Here is a 16,806-nt window from a genome sequence, read left to right on the forward strand (position 1 = left end):
TTAAATTAAAGAATACATCTTTTGCATCCCAATATTATGCTGTAAATTAGAGGCGCTTGAAATAATTATAAAAAGGAAGGAGTAGGCTCATGTCAGATAAGTTTTCACATATTACAAAGGATATCACTACACAATTAGCCAAATTTCGCAAAGAGATGCCAGAGTTAATGACTGGTTTTTCTTCTTTGGCACAGGCAGCGACGAAAGACGGTGCCCTAGATAAAAAAACCAAGGAGTTAATCGCTATGGCGTTGGCTGTGGCAAAACAATGCCCCGGCTGCATAGGATTTCATTCACAGACTTTAGTGAAACTGCAAGCTTCAAGAGAAGAGTTATTAGAAACACTCGGTATGGCGGTTTATATGGGGGGTGGCCCATCATTAATGTATGCTGCAGAGGCGTTGGAAGCTTTTGAGGAGTTTAGTAAGTAATTATCAAGACGTTAAAATTGCACACAAGAAACACTGACATCAATAATAAAACCAGCAAAGCTGTTTTTATTATAAACATGAGCAAAGCAACTCATAGTGCTTGATGCGCTATTAGATTTGCTTTGCGGTCTCAGCAATAACTCCATTAAATGAATGGTCTCGGCTTAAAAAGCAGTCATAAAGAATTTCGTGGATTTGTTGCAAAGAGTTACTGCGGCGACAACAGGGAAGCCACATGTTGTATTTGTTTTTCTTGAGGGCTCGGTTCGCAAGGATATTTTTTGCTAAGTCCTAATAAAGCTACTTGGGAAACAGTCATTTTATCTTTGTCGCTTTGTTGACTGGATATTTCCTTATAAGTTTGTTGGATAAGTTCGTTCATGACGAAAGAATTAAGTTGTACACCTTGTGGCAAGCAAAAAATAGGTTTGCCGTGTGTCTTTGCAGCCTCATTCGCCTGGATTAATGTTTCAGCAATACTTTCACTGGTAATCGTGAGTACGTGACGTGCCGATCTGGCCCAGGCTTGAGCTTGAGGGTCTGCTTTCATTTCCATTTGCGGAATATTGTTAGCAATATTCATATAATTATTTATTGTATCGGCCTGTATATATCCGCTGACAAGAATTAAACTGATAAACAAAAGACGCATTTTAAATCCTCAAGATCCTTAATTATTATTTAGCAAATAATATTTGTTCGGGTTATCTGGACATTCGTGCGGTCCACATTCCAAGAATGTACTGATTCCATTGGCAAGAATCAAGATAAAAAACATCCATATCATTACTTTTACCGACTTGCTTCGCACTTTATAATCTGGCATGAAACCCTTATCAAGGATTAAAGCCCCAGCAATCAACAAGATAATGATTAAAAATATGATTGCCGACCAAGTGTAAAGATGTAAACCAAAAAGAAGGTCGCCATAACCAGCATCACCCGGTGTTAAATGAATATATATTTGCCGAACTGATATAGACAATCCCAAAAAACTTGCCAAAAGCATCAGCCCGTAATGTGAGGCTCTAATACCCAACATTAAATTCATAACAAAACACAGACCTACTGCAACAAAGCAGATTCTTTGCAAAATGCATATAGGACAAGGTAGTTCATAAAAGATGAATTGATCCAGAAATGCCAGGAGCAAAAGGCAACAAATGATCAATAATCCTGAAGTATTCCCGAAAAGATGCCATTGCATTTGTCTGTTCATAAATTCACCAGATGGCTGTGATAATTGAAGCTGACTAGTATAAGGAATAAACTGAAAAGAAATTGGAATATTATGGTTTTATTGGGTTTATATAAAATTTGTAATCCTATTATGAAATAAAGTAAAAACAGCACTATCATCATGATGATCACCATCCCTTTTGAGGGTTACAACAAAAGTATAGATAGTTTATTGAGCAATTTCGAAGTTTTATTGGGTTACTGTCAATTTGGTCAGTATTGATGAAAAACCACTAATCTCTTTGTTAAAAAAATTATTAATTCCGTCATTTAGTTTATCTAAATTCCCTCATTAAAATTATTTTTTGCCTTGATCTTGGAGTTTTTCGTAGTCCTGTTGATGTTTGCCGGGAATTTTTTCGTTGTTTGTCGTCTCGCGGATTAGGTAGAGATTTCCTGAAGGTGATTTTGTATTAGCGCAGGGAACCGGGTTTATCTTGTCAACAGCTGAAATGACTATTTAAAAATAGCTCAGTATCTCAGCCATGACCATGTCTCTCAACGTGAATTGATTAAAAACTAAAAAGTTAAATTCCATGCGGTTGAATCAATCCTAATTTGAATGCAATAAATAAAAAAACAAATAAAGATAATGAAATTGCAATGCGCACGGTGAGCGCCTTGACTGTGCGTTTTGATTTATCAGTGTCTTTGACGAGGTAAAAGAGCCCACTCGCTAAAGAGGCAACAATAAGAATCATGACAAAGATGATGAAGATTTTAGTGAACATTTGTTATACTCCCGGCATTGCTAGCTTCAGGGGAATGTTAGCTAACTAAATGAGTAGTTGATAAAAGATGCCTAGTTTAACCTGTTTTAATTTTCGTTTCACCTCAAATTGGCCAATGTGTATTCTTGCGGCCTTTTGCTTTTTCTTATTCATTAGCCTTGGATTTTGGCAAATACACAGAGCTGATGAAAAAACTAAAATGATAACCGCACAACAAGCGCTGGCAAAGCAGGAGCCCATAATTTGGAACCCAGGGCAAAAATTACCAGAACAATATCAAAGGATTAGCCTCGAAGGAACTTTTCTACCCGAGTTATTTTTGCTCGATAATCAACATTACCAACATCAGTTTGGTTATGACGTTGTTTCTCCTCTGCTTCTTGCTGATGATTCCATCGTTATGGTGGATAGAGGATGGGTTTCTGGAGACATCACCCGGCGTACTTTCCCCGATGTTCAGACTCCCCACGGGAGGGTTAAACTATTGGGTGCGGTTTATTTCCCAAGTAAAAAACAATGGGTATTAGGGCCAAGTTTTGAAGAAAAGGAAAATAAAGTGACCATTCTTGAACTCATTGATGAAGAAATACTGAAACAACTTTTGCAAAAAAAGGTCTATCCGTTTATTATTCGCCTCGACAAGAATGAGCGTTTTGGTTTTGTACGTGAATGGGAGATAGTATCCATGCCACCGCAAAGGCATTTTGCTTATGCGATACAGTGGTTCGCTATGGCATTGGTTATTCTGATTATATTTGTGATTTTTAATTTGAAGAAAAATGAAAAAACCATATAAATACATGACATTATTACTCTTGGCAGTGATTTTTGCTGCACCAGGAATAACTGCTTATTTGTTCTATACACATCCCTCCTGGCTTGGAACTTCTAAGGTGAATAAAGGAACTTTGCTTTCTCCACCGATAGCGCTAAAACCATTAGATGCTAATGCAAAATGGCGAATTATCTATTGGAATCCTAATGGTTGTGACAAGACATGTCTTAAGCAGCTTAATATGTTAGGGCGAGTTCGTCTTTCTTTTGGAAGAAAATTGTATCAGGTGGATGAATGGTTAATTCTAAGCAACAAAGACTCGTTGATCGCAGAGGAATTAAAACCCCTTTTGAAAGAGCAAGATATCCATGTTGCTTCCTTATCATTAGCTGAAACGTCTAAACTGGCGATTTTATATCCTGAAGCCAAGATTTTTATAGCAAATCCGGATAATTACCTCATACTGAGCTATCGGCCAGGATGTAATCCCGGTGATATATATAAAGATTTGAAACTTTTACTCAATACAACTGAAATTAAGAGCGGATAAATTGATGTCTAATAGTTCAATACGATTGGCGGCAACTTTCGCTGTTTTTTTGGCTTTTTTTGTCGTTATGTTAGGTGCTTATACTCGCTTAACTGATGCGGGGTTAGGCTGCCCGGATTGGCCAGGTTGTTATGGCCGTATGGTGCTTCCAGGAGCAGGAAAGGATTTGCAAAAGGCCCAATCTCAATATCCTGATCTTCCCATTGAATCCAGGAAAGCCTGGACTGAAATGGCTCATCGATATGTGGCAGGAACCTTAGCCCTGTTGATTTTTTTCATTGCTTTCCAGGTGTGGTTCAAGCGTCGTCAGGGTCAAGATTTACCCTGGCATCTTCCCTTGGCTTTGTTCATGCTGGTGGTATTTCAGGCAGCATTGGGGATGTGGACTGTTACTTTAAAATTACTGCCTGCAGTTGTCATGGGACATTTGCTTGGTGGCATGTTAATAGTCGCCTGTTTGTGTCGTTTTCGTTTGCAAATAAGTCATCTAAATGGTCAAGATTCACCCATATGGCGCCCTTGGCTGCGTTTGGGCGTTGCAATCATTTTGTTGCAAATTGCGTTAGGCGGTTGGGTAAGTGCCAATTATGCAGGTATTTCTTGTATCGGATTTCCATTGTGTAATGGGGTCTGGTTTCCTGAGTTGCATTTTGCCAAAGGATTTAATTTATTTTCCACAATAGGCGCTAATTATCAAGGCGGTTTACTTGAGAATGAAGTTAGGGCCAGTATTCAATTTATTCATAGAATCGGAGCGATATTGACGGCTACTTATATACTGGCTCTTTCATTAATAATCGTGTTCAAATCGCATTCAATTTATTTAAGAGCAACCGCTATTACCATGGCTATGTTGGTATTGCTTCAATTCACTTTAGGAATAATGAATGTGATTCATCTATTACCGCTTAAAGTCGCAGTCGCTCATAATGGCGTTGCTGCATTATTATTAGCTGTCGCATTTTGTGCATTGTATTTTACAAGAGAGAGGGAGGCCGACCATGCGAACTGAATGCGCACCTCGATTCCCTTTGGATTGGCGTGATTACGTGGAATTATGTAAGCCACGCGTTGTATTGCTCATGCTACTCACTGTAATTGTAGGAATGTATTTAGCAGCTCCCGGCTGGGTAAGTTTGCAGTTAATTGCATTTACTTTACTTGGTATAGGATTATGTGCTGGAAGCGCCGCTACAATTAATCATTTGGTAGACAGGCACATTGATTCGATTATGGCCAGAACCAAAAAGCGGCCAGTAGCCTATGGGCGAGTTTCAGTCAAGCAAGCTTTATGGTTTGCAGTCATTATCGGGACAACTGGATTAAGTCTACTCATCCTGTTTGTGAATCAATTAACTGCGTTACTTACCTTTGTGACTCTGATTGGTTATGCCGGTGTTTACACGGGTTATTTAAAGCGAGCTACTTCACAGAATATTGTTATCGGTGGGTTAGCCGGAGCTGCGCCTCCCTTATTGGGGTGGACTGCAGTTACTGATCAATTGGATCCTCAAGCCTTGTTATTAGTATTGATTATATTTACATGGACACCTCCCCATTTTTGGGCCCTGGCAATTTACCGCTATAAGGAATATCAAGATGCTGAAATTCCCATGCTACCTGTGACACATGGTATTCAATTCACTAAATTAAATATTTATCTCTATACGGTTTTATTGCTGGTAGTCAGTCTTTTGCCTTTTGTTGTGAGTATGAGTGGTTGGATTTATTTGCTTGGTGCTTTGGTTTTGGGCATCAGGTTTTTAGTTTGGGCACATAAACTGTATTTTACTGATAAGCCAGTCGTTGCCATGCAAACATTTCGATTTTCTATTCTGTACCTGATGCTGTTGTTTGTCTTTTTATTAGTAGATCACTATTTTTAAGGGGTTAGAATGAACACAAAGATAAAAGGAGGCGCTGTAACAATCGCTGTTTTGGCCCTGGTCAGTTTATTGGCTGGTATTTATATCTCTCAGAATTTTCATTTTAAAAAGAAGATCAATGTTGCTGATTTTCATGGAACGTATCTTGAAAATCCAAGGACGGTTAATCATTTTAGTTTGACAGGCACAGATCAGAAGGTTTTTAATAACTCAAGCTTACAGGGTCAATGGACTTTGGTATTTTTTGGCTTTACCAACTGTGGTTATCTATGCCCGACTACCATGGCAGAGCTTGGAAAGATGTATCGAATTCTGGAAAAGAAAGGGGTAAAAAATTTACCCCAAGTTGTGATGATATCTATTGATCCGCAAAGAGACAGCCTTGATAAACTAGGTAGTTATGTCACTTCATTCCATAAATCATTTTATGGTGCAAGAGGTGAAGAGGATTCAATTAAATCAATGACTCAAGAAATGGGCATTGCTTATGCAAAAGTTGCCAATAAAGAGAGTTCGCAACCTCAAAATTATGATATACAGCATAGTGGAGCAGTCATGCTATTTAATCCTCGAGGTGAATTAAATGCATTTTTTACAACACCACATCATGCGGATCTCTTGGCTAAGGATTATATCTTATTGGTATCTTAACCTGTAATTCGTTGTTTTACCTCTACAGGAGCAAGAGCTAAGCTGAATTATTTTATTTATGTCAATGGACTTTATTTATATAGAATGCATTAGTTAATCAACTGACTGCTGCATGAATCCAAAAATTACTCCCCTGTTGGTATAGCAGGGAGGATAATTTGCGATTTTTAATCTAGGCTTTAAGTAAGGGTTGTTGACATTTCATTTATCTTAGCTTAAAACCCGCGATTTTCTAAACTTGGCTGCTTATCTCATTGCAAAGCAGCTCTGTTGTGATGCTTAAAATTTGCGTTATTAAATAGAAAGTTAGTGAAATTATTTTGGATTGTTCAGATTGAAGTATGAAATTACTGAGGAAAGTTTAATTCATGAAAATTGCGATATTGGCAACTAACCCGCATTTGTATTCTCATAAGCGTTTAAAGGCGGAGGCAGAGGCTGCGGGGCATGAGGTTAAAATTATTAACCCTTTATATTGTTATATGAACGTGGCTGCTTCTAATCCTAAGGTACATTATCGAGGTGGGGCACCTTTACCGCATTTTGATGCTGTTATTCCGAGAATTGGTGCATCCATTACCTATTATGGTACGGCAGTATTGCGTCATATGGAAACAATGGGTATGTACACTCTTAATGAATCCATCGCTATCTCGCGTTCCAGGGATAAATTTCGATCTTTGCAGTTGCTGGCGCGTAAAGGGATTCCTATGCCGTTAACCAGTTTTGCCCAGTCTCCTGATGATACGGAAGATTTGATTCATATGGTCGGAGGGGCTCCTCTGGTCATAAAATTATTGGAAGGAACACAGGGTAAAGGCGTCATCCTTGCTGACAGTCATCAATCGGCTGTAAGCATCATCAATGCTTTTAAAGAAATGCATGCCAATATTTTGGTTCAGGAATTTATTGAAGAATCCCGAGGTACGGATATACGTTGTTTTGTCATAGGAGAAAAAGTAGTTGCCGCAGTTAAAAGACAGGCTAAAGATGGGGAGTTTCGTGCAAACGTCCATCAGGGAGGAAAAGCAGTAAAAGTGAAACTCTCGCCACAGGAACGGGCAATCGCAGTTAGTGCCGCAAAAACAATGGGATTAAGAGTCGCTGGTGTGGATCTGATTCGCTCAAATCATGGCCCATTAGTATTAGAAATTAACTCTTCTCCAGGCCTTGAAGGTATAGAAAAAGCAACAAATATTAATTTGGCAGGAAAAATTATTGAATACATTGAGAAAAAAGCAAAGCCAATTAGTTCGAATCACAGGTTTCATGGATAGTTTTTAATGGGCTCCTGATTTGGAGTCACTCTTGCCAATCAGCCAATCGGCATTGACTTCAAGTTCTTGAGCTAATGTTTTTAGTACCGCTTCATCTGGACTTGTAATTCCATTAAGCAAAGCCTCTGCTTTAAATTTTGGAACTTTGATGAGTTTAGAAAGTACCTCAATTCGTTCTGTAGTTGCCTCTGGTACTCCAATGCTATCCAATTCTTTATTCAGGCGTTCTGAAAATCTCTTGTTAAGCATAGGTTTTCTCCTAATCAAAAGGATTTTATCTATTAAACTTCTTGCCTAAGCTGTATCTTTTATTTTATTGCTGTGTTGCAAACGTTGTTGTGGTGCTCATTTAATGCATGTAAACCCCACTCCTTAAAACATTTGCGCTTTGCCCTAAAACAAAATAAGCAGGTTATGCTAGAGGTCTATTCACAAGCTTGTATTTATTTCATATAGCATAAAAATGAAGTTTTGCAATTTTTAGACAAAAATAGCTAATTCTTTGTAATCTTTTTTTATCACCTGCTGTCTTGCTGTTTTTAGACGGCTATTACAGTATGTCTAGTAACAGAAAGCGTGAAAAAAAATCAATTTTGATTGACGCTTGACTCCAGTGATGTAAAATCGATGAGATTTCAGGGAAATAGTTATTGTAATTTTAGGATGATATATGCTCTTAAAAGCAGAATCGAAGTATCCTTGTGATTTAATCTTGTTTGGTACATTGGGTGATTTGTCTTGTCGAAAATTATTACCTGCATTATATCAATTAGAATCAGCTAACTTGCTTCATGAAAAAACAAGAATTATTGGCTGTGCCCGAGAAGAGCTGGATTTTTCTGCTTATGTTGGTTTGATTAAACATAAAATTCAGCAATTTTTATTTGATGAAATTGATGAAGCAGTCTGGTTACGTTTTATAAAGAAACTGACTTATTGCAAGCTTGATTTGAATCAATCAGACGATTATCAAAAATTAACGGACTATGTTAACCCTTCTGAGCGAGTGGTTATTTCTTATTTGGCAATCCCTCCAGGGCTTTATTCTCAAACTTGTCGCAGTCTTGCTCGTCTTAATCTAACAGAAAAACCATCGCGAGTTGTTTTGGAAAAGCCTATTGGCCATGATTTACCTTCTTCAGTGGCGACTAACGATCAAGTGGCTTGTTTTTTTGCCGAAGATCAGATTTATCGCATTGATCATTATCTGGGTAAAGAAACCGTCTTGAATTTATTAGTGCTTCGCTTCGCCAATTCCATATTTTCAACCAATTGGGATAATCGTGTGATTGATCGTGTTGAAATTTCTGTTGCCGAAGAAATAGGTGTTGAAGGTCGTTGGGAATATTATGACAAGTCGGGACAAGTCAGGGACATGCTGCAAAATCATTTATTACAAATATTGTCCTTAATAGCAATGGAACCTCCGTTAAGCCTTTCAGCAGAAAGCATCCGAAGTGAAAAATTAAAAGTACTGAAATCCCTACGCTTCATTAACAAGTCCAATGTCCATGATCATACGGTACGGGCACAATATGTAGCCAATAATTTATCCAATGGTAAGAAAATACCTGGTTATTTGGAGGAAGAGGGTGCTAATCAGGCATCTAAAACGGAAACTTTTGTAGCTATTAAAGCTTATGTTGATAATTGGCGATGGTCTGGTGTCCCATTTTATATGCTTACTGGTAAAAGATTACCTAAAAAGCAAAGCGAAGTGGTGATTTATTTTAAACCACAGCCGTATAATATTTTTCATTCCTTAAAAGAAGAATTGTATCCTAATCAGTTAATTATTCGCCTACAACCTGATGAAGGGGTAGAAGTTAGAATAATGAATAAAATTCCAGGTCTTGGTGAACGCATGGAATTGCACGATACGAAGTTAGATTTAAATTTCCATCATAGTTTTAAAACACAAAGAATTGCCGATGCTTACGAGAGATTATTGCTGGAGGTGATGTTAGGCAATCAGTATCTCTTTGTAAGCCGAGAAGAAATTGAACAAGCTTGGCAATGGATTGATAGTATTATATCGGCGTGGGAAGAAGATAATATTCCACTGTACACCTATCCAGCGTGTACCTGGGGACCAACGGAAGTCATACGCTTATTTAATGGGCAAGCACACGTTTGGGGTGATCACGATGCAGTTTCATAGTTTTATGGATGCCAAACAGTTGGCTCATGGAATGGTGGAAAAATTAAGAATCATTTTATCAGATGCTATCAAGCAAAGAGGGCAAGCTTATCTCGTTGTTTCCGGAGGTAAAACTCCTGTGGATTTGTTCAAGGCATTGGCTTTAGTTGAGTTGCCTTGGGAAAAAGTAGTGATCACTTTGGCGGATGAACGTTGTGTCAATCTTTTTGATTCACAACGTAATGAGCGACTTGTTCGCGAATTTTTGCTGCAACATATGGCAAAAAAAGCCAAATTCATCAGTTTATTTGATGAAAAAGAGGATCCATTAAGTTATTTGGATGCGGTGAATAGCCAAATTGATTCTCTACCCACATTTGATGCAGTCATTTTAGGCATGGGGGAAGATGGTCATACCGCCTCTTTATTTCCATGCAGTGATGAATTGAGAACAGGGCTAGATGATAAAGCCAATGCGGTACTTATTGTGAACCCTAGAACAGCTTTATTCCAGAGAGTTAGCTTATCGAAAAGGCGATTATTAAATAGCCGCACTATTTTTTTACATTTAGTTGGTCAAAGAAAACAGGCTGTCCTGGAACAGGCAATGGTAACTAACAACCCTGAAGTCCTGCCAATCTGCGCTATTTTGAATGCCCCTGATGCCAATGTTCAGGTGATGTACGCTCCAACAGATGAGGAAAAAGAATGCATCCTATAATCAGCCAAGTGACTGCAAATATCCAAAATCGTAGTGCCGAGAGAAGAGCCGCCTATTTGAAGCAAATTGAGAAGGCTCGTACTATAGGCCCGCAACGAAGTGTTTTGCATTGTGGAAATTTAGCGCATGGTTTTGCTGCTTGTGCTAAACGAGACAAGGCTATTTTGAGAGGTAATGCAAAAGCCAATATTGCCATTGTTTCAGCGTATAATGATATGTTATCAGCGCATCAACCTTATGCCACTTACCCTGATTTGATTAAAGAAGCGATATCTGCCGCAGGAGGGGTTGCGCAATTTGCTGGAGGTGTCCCAGCGATGTGCGATGGGATTACTCAGGGACAACCGGGGATGGAGTTAAGCTTACTCAGTCGAGATGTGATCGCTTTATCTACGGCTGTTGCTTTGTCACATAACATGTTTGATGGAGGACTCCTGTTAGGTATTTGTGATAAAATAGTCCCTGGATTATTAATGGCTGCATTGGCTTTTGGCCATCTGCCTTTTATTTTTGTACCCGCGGGTCCTATGCCCTCTGGAATCTCCAATCAGGAAAAAGCAAGAATTCGTCAATTGTATGCTGCGGGTCAAGTCGACAAAAATGCATTATTGGATGTGGAAGCGGCATCCTATCATACGGCTGGAACATGCACATTTTATGGTACAGCCAATTCTAATCAATTAGTCATTGAACTGATGGGCTTGCAGCTCCCTGGCTCTTCTTTCGTGAATCCTGATACGCCTCTGCGCAATGAATTAACCAAAGCCGCAGCATGTCAGATTTTGTCATTAACAGATTTACATCCTGATTATATGCCAATAGGGCAGATGCTTGATGTGAAAAATATTGTAAACGGTATTATCGGGTTATTGGCTTCAGGAGGATCGACCAATCATACCATGCACCTTGTCGCGATAGCGGCTATGGCAGGGTATTGGGTAAATTGGGATGATTTTGCGCAATTATCGGCAATTATTCCATTAATTGCCCGGATTTATCCTAATGGTCAGGCAGATATTAATCACTTTCAAAGAGCAGGGGGAATGGCTTATTTTGTTAAAACCTTGCTAGAGGCTAATTTGCTTCATCCTGACGTCAACACAGTGGTAGGTTTTGGACTGGATAAATACACGAAGCAGCCGCAATTGATTGATGGTCGATTAGCTTGGGTTAATGGTCCTGGCAGCTCAAGTAATACTGAGGTATTAACCTCCGTTGCTACTCCATTTAAACCTCAAGGTGGTTTGCAAGTTTTAAGTGGTAATCTTGGCAGAGCGATTATTAAAACATCCAGCCTTTATGATGCGCAATATGTGATAGAAGCGCCTGCGGTCGTTTGCTCAAGTCAGGAGGAATTTGAACATCTATTCAATCAAGGTTTGCTAAATAAAAATTGTGTGGTGGTTGTTCGTTTTCAAGGTCCAAAAGCGTGTGGAATGCCAGAATTACATCAATTAACGCCAAAACTTGGTTTGTTAATGGATAAAGGTTTTCATGTGGGATTGGTTACTGATGGTCGAATGTCTGGCGCATCCGGTAAGGTTCCCGCTGCAATTCATGTGACTCCGGAAGCGGTTGATGGGGGTGCTATTGCTAAAATTGAAACCGGCGATATGATCTTGATTGATTGTGAAAGAGGGATACTTCAATTATTAATTTCTGATGAGGAATTGGCCAGTCGCTTTCCAGCTGCTGTCGGCGGAAATTTCCCTGTTCAAGGTATGGGACGAGAGTTGTTTAGTAATTTAAGATTGCATTTTACTGGGGCAGAACAGGGAGCTTGTAGCCTATTTAAAGGAAATGAGTTTTATTATGATGTCTCATGATTTAGTACAGTATGCGATTGTCGCGGACATAGGCGGCACTTTTGCTCGTTTCAGTAGAGTAAATCTTGTTAATTTGCAGATGGATAAAATCGAAATTTATCCATGTGCCGAGTTTATTAGTCTGGAGTCCGCGTTAGTAACTTATAAAACCCGGCATTCTCTGCAAGAAATAAAACATATTGCGATAGCGATTGCGTGTCCTGTTATCGATGATTTGGTTTCTATGACGAATTGTCATTGGCAGTTTTCAATAACTGAGTTAAAACAGAAGCTCAGCCTTGATGTTCTGGAAGTCATGAATGATTTTACAGCGATTGCGATGAGTTTGCCCGCTTTATCAACTCAGGATCTAATTCAGATTGGTAATGGTTATCTGGACACCAGTAAAGTGAGAGTGGTGTTAGGCGCAGGTACTGGTTTGGGTGTTGCTTATTTAATTCCATACCAACATCAGTACAGTGCTTTTGCAGGAGAAGGGGGGCATGCTGATTGGGGGGCAAAAACTGAGCAAGAGTGGTTTATCTATCGTTATTTAAAAAGTAAATATTCCCATGTTTCTTATGAGCGCTTGTTATCGGGCCAAGGACTGGAAAATTTATATCAAGCTTTAGCCGAATATCATAGTAAAAAAGCTGAATTTTTGTCAGCAGCGCAAATTATATCGATGGCATTGAGTCAGGAATGTTTCATAGCTCATAAGACAGTAACCCAATTTTTTTCAAGTTTGGGATCTTTTGCTGGTGATTTAGCCTTAACTTATGGCGCTTTTGGTGGTGTTTATATTGCGGGGGGGATTGTGCCGCGTTTACTGTCCCTGATACATCAAAGCGACTTTAGAATCCAATTTGAAGAAAAAGGTCGATTTAGCGATTTTAATGCGTTAATTCCCACTTATGTTGTCGCAGCGACTCAACCAGGCATTTTAGGTGCGAGTGTTAGTTTGAAACAATCATTGTCAGGAGCCTCTCATGTCATTTCCTGAGTGGAAAATACAACCAGGCACGATATTTTGTGCATCTCCCGTCATTCCAGTCATTGTAATCAATGACTTAGAGGATGCAATACCTTTGGCCGACGCCTTATATGCTGGCGGAATTCATGTACTTGAAGTGACCTTAAGAACCCCAGTGGCAATGAAAGCGCTGGAATTATTGATCAATACATTTCCAGATGAATTAATTGGTGCTGGAACCGTGATTACTCCTGGCCAACTTCATGATGTGGCGGCTGCAGGCGCTCGATTTGCCATTAGTCCTGGCCAAACCAGGGAATTATTAATAGCAGGACAGAAAAGTGAAATCCCTCTCATTCCAGGTGTAGCCAGTGTCTCTGAATTAATGGAAGGCTTGACGATGGGATATAACCATTTTAAATTTTTTCCTGCGGCAGCGGCTGGAGGTATCCCAATGCTACAAGCGATATCGGGGGTATTTCCTCAAGTTACATTTTGTCCTACAGGTGGAATTAATTCCAGGAATTACGAGGAGTATCTACGCTTATCAAATGTAGCTTGTGTTGGCGGGTCTTGGATAGTGCCAGAAGAGGCCATAAAAAATCGCAATTGGCCTTTCATTACAGAGTTGTGTTTGGCTGTAAGTGCTCAGAAGCGAGAATTATGTTCGCAGGGGGTAGTCCATTCAAGTTAAAGAAATACTATTTCGTGATGTAAAGAGAGCTCCAGTTAAAATAGTTTATTGTGTTGAGTAGAGACAGAGGAAAGGAATTTAAAATCAAGGAGGGAAAATGGCTTGGATCGTTGCAATAATTGGGTCAATTGCCGGTTTTTTATTTGGTTACGATGAGGGAATAATAGCCGGTTCTCTGGAACTGGTAAAAAATCATTTTAATCTGACTGCAACCCACATTGGTGTTATGGCTTCTGCTTTGCCTTTTGGGGCATTATTTGGTTCAATGTTGATTGGTGCATTTATGGCATCAAAGGGCGCAAAACGTTTCGGCAGATGTTCTTTATTATCTTTTTCCGGTTTTTTGTTCTTTGTAGGGGCCCTGGGCGCCGGGTTCGCTGAATCCATCTCTGTATTGATTTTATCTCGCTTAATTCTAGGTTTGGCTATTGGGATGGCTTCTGTTTTAACTCCATTGTACCTGGCTGAAACAGCCGCTGTGCGATCACGAGGTGCAGTGGTTGCAATTTATCAACTCGCTTTGACTGTGGGTATTGTTTGTTCTTATTCAGTGAACTATTTGTTGATAGAACAGCAAGCATGGCGTGCAATGTTTGCATCAAGTGCTGTTCCTGCCTTGTTACTGACCATAGGGATTTTGTTTATGCCGGAGTCTCCAAGGTGGTTATGCAGTGTTGGACGTCATGATGCAGCAGCAAACTCCTTAAGAAAATTGAGAGGCAAACAATCGGTCGAGCAGGAATTAAAGGACATTGAAGTAACACTGGCGAACGAGCCAAAACAAGGCAACTGGCTACTTCTGTTTCAAAAGCCTTTATTGCCCGTGTTGATGTTAGGAACCATATTATTTTGTTTACAACAATTAAGCGGTATCAATGTGGTAATTTATTTTGCGCCGGAAATATTCAAGAATTTAGGCTTGGGCAGCACGGCAGGTCAAATATTAGCAACAATGGGAATAGGTTTAGTTAATTTACTGGTTACTATTATTGCCATTTTGTATGTCGATAAATTAGGACGACGCAAATTACTCTTACTGGGTTTTGCAGGTACCAGTTTGAGTTTGTTGGCATTATCCCTGTTTTCATTTAATCATGTTTCCTGGTTATCTTATTTAGCAGTTATTTGTTTAATGGTTTATATTTTCTCCTTTGCAATCAGCGTGGGCCCTATTCCCCACATCGCTATGGCAGAAATTTTTCCTCTTCATGTCCGTGGTGCCGGTATGGGGATGTCTGCGATGAGTAATTGGTCGTTTAATACGATAGTCATTTTTAGTTTTCCTATCCTGCATCAAATGTTTGGTATAGAAATAACTTTTGCTCTGTATGCGGTAATCTGTTTCTTGGGTTTCATTTATGCTTATATTTATATGCCTGAAACCAAGAATATCAGTTTAGAACAAATAGAAACTTATATAATGAGTGGCAAGCCATTACGATTTTTAGGTAGAGAGGACGAAGAGGTTGATGATGTACCTGCTAAATCAGAATCTTCTTTGTTGGCTTCGACGAGTTAATTAAAAATTTCTTCTTATGCCCGTGTTATATTTTGACTAACACGGGCACAAATTCTGTTCTTTATCGTATTACCTGACCATATAAAACCCTAATGAGTATTCCAGCCCATAATTTTTATTCTACTTTCCAATTGTTCTCTTAAATGAATAGCTCGTAAGACGGAAACGTAACTCCAGGTCAAGGATGTCGCCCCTTGCTGAACTCCAGTATTCAAATTGATTTGTTCACTTAAATTCAGATCAGGGCCATATTGTTTTACTAGTCTTAAGTAATTGTCTCCTTTCTTTAGATAATTCAGTATATAAAGTTTATTATTGATGTTCATCGGCAGATGATTAGCCAAAGTAAAATAATATTCAGCCATTGTGGCTGTCAAGATAAACCAGGGGTTCCCTATGCTGTTTGTTTGATAGCCATCATAAGTATCGCCAGGATAACGACCAAACAATATTGCTCCGGAGCGGTTTTTATTGATAGGAAACATCAAATTAAATTGTTCATGCAAAGCCTTTACCGTATTATGCACAAAGGTATGATGTGGAGCAAAAACACCTTCTTTTTGTGGATTGGTTAAAATACCCAGCATGACGGATGAATCAAGCTCTAAGGTTTTTTGAGGACCGGGGTGAGGTAATAATGTGGCTTGAATTATTTTATTCTGATGGTCCAAATGCTGCTTCAGTCGATTGTTAATTAAGTTAGCCTGCATTTCATAAAAAACAGCAGCTTGTCTGTCATGAAGTTTGTGGGCCAAAATCGCACCATCGGTCAGAGCTTTTTGTTGTGCCATAGCTGTGAAGAAATGATGGCCATAAACCTCTTCCCATAGATCAAAGTTTGCATCTTGCCAATGATGTGCGATGTATTCCAAATCCATTTTGATAGTACCCATGAATTGGGGATCCATGGTGTTGTTATAAAGATGTGTTTTGACATAATCTGTTTCATGATGATCGAGAAGCTGTTGCGCAAACCGAATTAAAACAGATGCTCTGAGTGCCGGACCATCATTCTGTGGTCTTCCCCATTCTCCATCAAAAGGGTTGCCATTGATATAAAATTTGGGTTCACCCAATATGTCCTGGCCAGCAATAGGATCAGTTTGATGCTGTATTTTTTCTGTCCATGATACATATTCTAGTAAAAGTTTTTTATATCGAGAGGATTGGCTGGTTTCATACCATGTTTCAACCAATCCCATGGCAATCGCTGAGTCTCGAATCCAGTCATAATAATAATTGGGGTTGTATTGCGAGGGTGAGGCTACGATGGCTCCATTGGGTTGAAAATTATTTAAAAAATGTTTTTTTAATATTAGAACCTCTTCATGGGTAAATACTGAAGCCATAGTTTGTGAGACAAAAAAAATCATTAAGAAAAAGATCCTTTTCAACATAATCTCCTGATAGTAGT

The 16,806-nt window shown here is 39.1% G+C and carries 19 protein-coding genes; 13 read left to right on the forward strand and 6 right to left on the reverse strand.

Annotation, left to right across the window (positions count from 1 at the left end):
• The first annotated feature begins 89 nt into the window (after positions 1–89).
• Positions 90–431, forward strand: coding sequence for a carboxymuconolactone decarboxylase family protein (locus EL201_RS02155; protein WP_027223484.1), 342 nt, complete (start codon positions 90–92; stop codon positions 429–431).
• 208 nt (positions 432–639) lie between these two features.
• On the opposite strand, the gene EL201_RS02160 is transcribed toward EL201_RS02155, so the two are convergent.
• From EL201_RS02160 to EL201_RS02170, 4 genes are all read right to left on the reverse strand, one after another.
• The gene (locus EL201_RS02160) at positions 640–1,083 is read right to left on the reverse strand and encodes a hypothetical protein (RefSeq protein WP_027223485.1); all 444 of its coding nucleotides are present in this window, start codon (positions 1,081–1,083) and stop codon (positions 640–642) included.
• 18 nt (positions 1,084–1,101) lie between these two features.
• The gene (locus EL201_RS02165) at positions 1,102–1,650 is read right to left on the reverse strand and encodes a disulfide bond formation protein B (protein WP_027223486.1); all 549 of its coding nucleotides are present in this window, start codon (positions 1,648–1,650) and stop codon (positions 1,102–1,104) included.
• Complete coding sequence (locus EL201_RS15980) at positions 1,647–1,805, reverse strand: DUF5993 family protein (protein ID WP_414843016.1); 159 nt, start codon at positions 1,803–1,805, stop codon at positions 1,647–1,649. The genes EL201_RS02165 and EL201_RS15980 overlap by 4 nt, the downstream gene beginning before the upstream one ends.
• A gap of 392 nt (positions 1,806–2,197) precedes the next feature.
• On the reverse strand, positions 2,198–2,401 hold the full coding sequence (locus EL201_RS02170) for a twin transmembrane helix small protein (protein WP_011213058.1): 204 nt from the start codon (positions 2,399–2,401) through the stop codon (positions 2,198–2,200).
• Positions 2,402–2,468: 67 nt separating this feature from the next.
• Between EL201_RS02170 and EL201_RS02175 the strand changes: the two genes are divergently transcribed.
• From EL201_RS02175 to rimK, 6 genes are all read left to right on the forward strand, one after another.
• Positions 2,469–3,197: an SURF1 family protein gene (locus EL201_RS02175; protein ID WP_027223487.1), complete on the forward strand. Its 729-nt coding sequence runs from the start codon at positions 2,469–2,471 to the stop codon at positions 3,195–3,197.
• Complete coding sequence (locus tag EL201_RS02180) at positions 3,181–3,726, forward strand: redox-active disulfide-containing membrane protein (RefSeq protein WP_027223488.1); 546 nt, start codon at positions 3,181–3,183, stop codon at positions 3,724–3,726. Before EL201_RS02175 ends, EL201_RS02180 begins: the two co-directional genes overlap by 17 nt.
• A gap of 4 nt (positions 3,727–3,730) precedes the next feature.
• Positions 3,731–4,738, forward strand: coding sequence for a COX15/CtaA family protein (locus EL201_RS02185; RefSeq protein WP_027223489.1), 1,008 nt, complete (start codon positions 3,731–3,733; stop codon positions 4,736–4,738).
• Entirely contained in the window at positions 4,728–5,612 is an 885-nt protein-coding gene (gene cyoE, locus EL201_RS02190; protein ID WP_027223490.1) for a heme o synthase, read from the forward strand. The genes EL201_RS02185 and cyoE overlap by 11 nt, the downstream gene beginning before the upstream one ends.
• A 9-nt stretch (positions 5,613–5,621) precedes the next feature.
• On the forward strand, positions 5,622–6,263 hold the full coding sequence (locus EL201_RS02195; protein WP_027223491.1) for an SCO family protein: 642 nt from the start codon (positions 5,622–5,624) through the stop codon (positions 6,261–6,263).
• A 368-nt stretch (positions 6,264–6,631) separates the two neighbouring features.
• Positions 6,632–7,540, forward strand: a complete 909-nt coding sequence (rimK, locus tag EL201_RS02200; protein WP_010946163.1) for a 30S ribosomal protein S6--L-glutamate ligase — start codon at positions 6,632–6,634, stop codon at positions 7,538–7,540.
• 3 nt (positions 7,541–7,543) lie between these two features.
• On the opposite strand, the gene EL201_RS02205 is transcribed toward rimK, so the two are convergent.
• Positions 7,544–7,789, reverse strand: a complete 246-nt coding sequence (locus EL201_RS02205; protein ID WP_027223492.1) for a hypothetical protein — start codon at positions 7,787–7,789, stop codon at positions 7,544–7,546.
• Positions 7,790–8,210: 421 nt separating this feature from the next.
• On the opposite strand from EL201_RS02205, the gene zwf reads away from it, so the two are divergent.
• From zwf to EL201_RS02235, 6 genes are all read left to right on the forward strand, one after another.
• Positions 8,211–9,701, forward strand: a complete 1,491-nt coding sequence (zwf, locus tag EL201_RS02210; RefSeq protein WP_027223493.1) for a glucose-6-phosphate dehydrogenase — start codon at positions 8,211–8,213, stop codon at positions 9,699–9,701.
• On the forward strand, positions 9,688–10,401 hold the full coding sequence (pgl, locus tag EL201_RS02215) for a 6-phosphogluconolactonase (protein WP_027223494.1): 714 nt from the start codon (positions 9,688–9,690) through the stop codon (positions 10,399–10,401). Before zwf ends, pgl begins: the two co-directional genes overlap by 14 nt.
• Positions 10,389–12,227, forward strand: a complete 1,839-nt coding sequence (edd, locus tag EL201_RS02220) for a phosphogluconate dehydratase (RefSeq protein WP_027223495.1) — start codon at positions 10,389–10,391, stop codon at positions 12,225–12,227. The genes pgl and edd overlap by 13 nt, the downstream gene beginning before the upstream one ends.
• Positions 12,214–13,209, forward strand: coding sequence for a glucokinase (glk, locus tag EL201_RS02225; protein WP_027223496.1), 996 nt, complete (start codon positions 12,214–12,216; stop codon positions 13,207–13,209). Before edd ends, glk begins: the two co-directional genes overlap by 14 nt.
• Complete coding sequence (locus EL201_RS02230) at positions 13,196–13,873, forward strand: bifunctional 4-hydroxy-2-oxoglutarate aldolase/2-dehydro-3-deoxy-phosphogluconate aldolase (protein ID WP_027223497.1); 678 nt, start codon at positions 13,196–13,198, stop codon at positions 13,871–13,873. Before glk ends, EL201_RS02230 begins: the two co-directional genes overlap by 14 nt.
• Before the next feature lie 97 nt (positions 13,874–13,970).
• The gene (locus EL201_RS02235) at positions 13,971–15,392 is read left to right on the forward strand and encodes a sugar porter family MFS transporter (RefSeq protein WP_027223498.1); all 1,422 of its coding nucleotides are present in this window, start codon (positions 13,971–13,973) and stop codon (positions 15,390–15,392) included.
• An 89-nt stretch (positions 15,393–15,481) separates the two neighbouring features.
• Here EL201_RS02235 and EL201_RS02240 read toward each other — a convergent pair whose 3' ends face one another.
• Positions 15,482–16,765 (reverse strand): glycoside hydrolase family 15 protein, encoded by a 1,284-nt coding sequence (locus EL201_RS02240; protein ID WP_027223499.1) that lies wholly within the window; start codon positions 16,763–16,765, stop codon positions 15,482–15,484.
• Positions 16,766–16,806: the final 41 nt, after the last annotated feature.

It is taken from the genome of Legionella pneumophila subsp. pascullei, assembly GCF_900637585.1.
Lineage (GTDB): Bacteria > Pseudomonadota > Gammaproteobacteria > Legionellales > Legionellaceae > Legionella > Legionella pascullei.

Excerpts from the sequence above, each read along its gene's own strand:
- EL201_RS02155 (WP_027223484.1), top strand. The coding sequence starts at position 90 with ATGTCAGATAAGTTTTCACATATTACAAAGGATATCACTACACAATTA.
- EL201_RS02160 (WP_027223485.1), bottom strand. The coding sequence starts at position 1,083 with ATGCGTCTTTTGTTTATCAGTTTAATTCTTGTCAGCGGATATATACAG.
- EL201_RS02165 (WP_027223486.1), bottom strand. The coding sequence starts at position 1,650 with ATGAACAGACAAATGCAATGGCATCTTTTCGGGAATACTTCAGGATTA.
- EL201_RS15980 (WP_414843016.1), bottom strand. The coding sequence starts at position 1,805 with ATGGTGATCATCATGATGATAGTGCTGTTTTTACTTTATTTCATAATA.
- EL201_RS02170 (WP_011213058.1), bottom strand. The coding sequence starts at position 2,401 with ATGTTCACTAAAATCTTCATCATCTTTGTCATGATTCTTATTGTTGCC.
- EL201_RS02175 (WP_027223487.1), top strand. The coding sequence starts at position 2,469 with ATGCCTAGTTTAACCTGTTTTAATTTTCGTTTCACCTCAAATTGGCCA.
- EL201_RS02180 (WP_027223488.1), top strand. The coding sequence starts at position 3,181 with ATGAAAAAACCATATAAATACATGACATTATTACTCTTGGCAGTGATT.
- EL201_RS02185 (WP_027223489.1), top strand. The coding sequence starts at position 3,731 with ATGTCTAATAGTTCAATACGATTGGCGGCAACTTTCGCTGTTTTTTTG.
- cyoE (WP_027223490.1), top strand. The coding sequence starts at position 4,728 with ATGCGAACTGAATGCGCACCTCGATTCCCTTTGGATTGGCGTGATTAC.
- EL201_RS02195 (WP_027223491.1), top strand. The coding sequence starts at position 5,622 with ATGAACACAAAGATAAAAGGAGGCGCTGTAACAATCGCTGTTTTGGCC.
- rimK (WP_010946163.1), top strand. The coding sequence starts at position 6,632 with ATGAAAATTGCGATATTGGCAACTAACCCGCATTTGTATTCTCATAAG.
- EL201_RS02205 (WP_027223492.1), bottom strand. The coding sequence starts at position 7,789 with ATGCTTAACAAGAGATTTTCAGAACGCCTGAATAAAGAATTGGATAGC.
- zwf (WP_027223493.1), top strand. The coding sequence starts at position 8,211 with ATGCTCTTAAAAGCAGAATCGAAGTATCCTTGTGATTTAATCTTGTTT.
- pgl (WP_027223494.1), top strand. The coding sequence starts at position 9,688 with ATGCAGTTTCATAGTTTTATGGATGCCAAACAGTTGGCTCATGGAATG.
- edd (WP_027223495.1), top strand. The coding sequence starts at position 10,389 with ATGCATCCTATAATCAGCCAAGTGACTGCAAATATCCAAAATCGTAGT.
- glk (WP_027223496.1), top strand. The coding sequence starts at position 12,214 with ATGATGTCTCATGATTTAGTACAGTATGCGATTGTCGCGGACATAGGC.
- EL201_RS02230 (WP_027223497.1), top strand. The coding sequence starts at position 13,196 with ATGTCATTTCCTGAGTGGAAAATACAACCAGGCACGATATTTTGTGCA.
- EL201_RS02235 (WP_027223498.1), top strand. The coding sequence starts at position 13,971 with ATGGCTTGGATCGTTGCAATAATTGGGTCAATTGCCGGTTTTTTATTT.
- EL201_RS02240 (WP_027223499.1), bottom strand. The coding sequence starts at position 16,765 with ATGATTTTTTTTGTCTCACAAACTATGGCTTCAGTATTTACCCATGAA.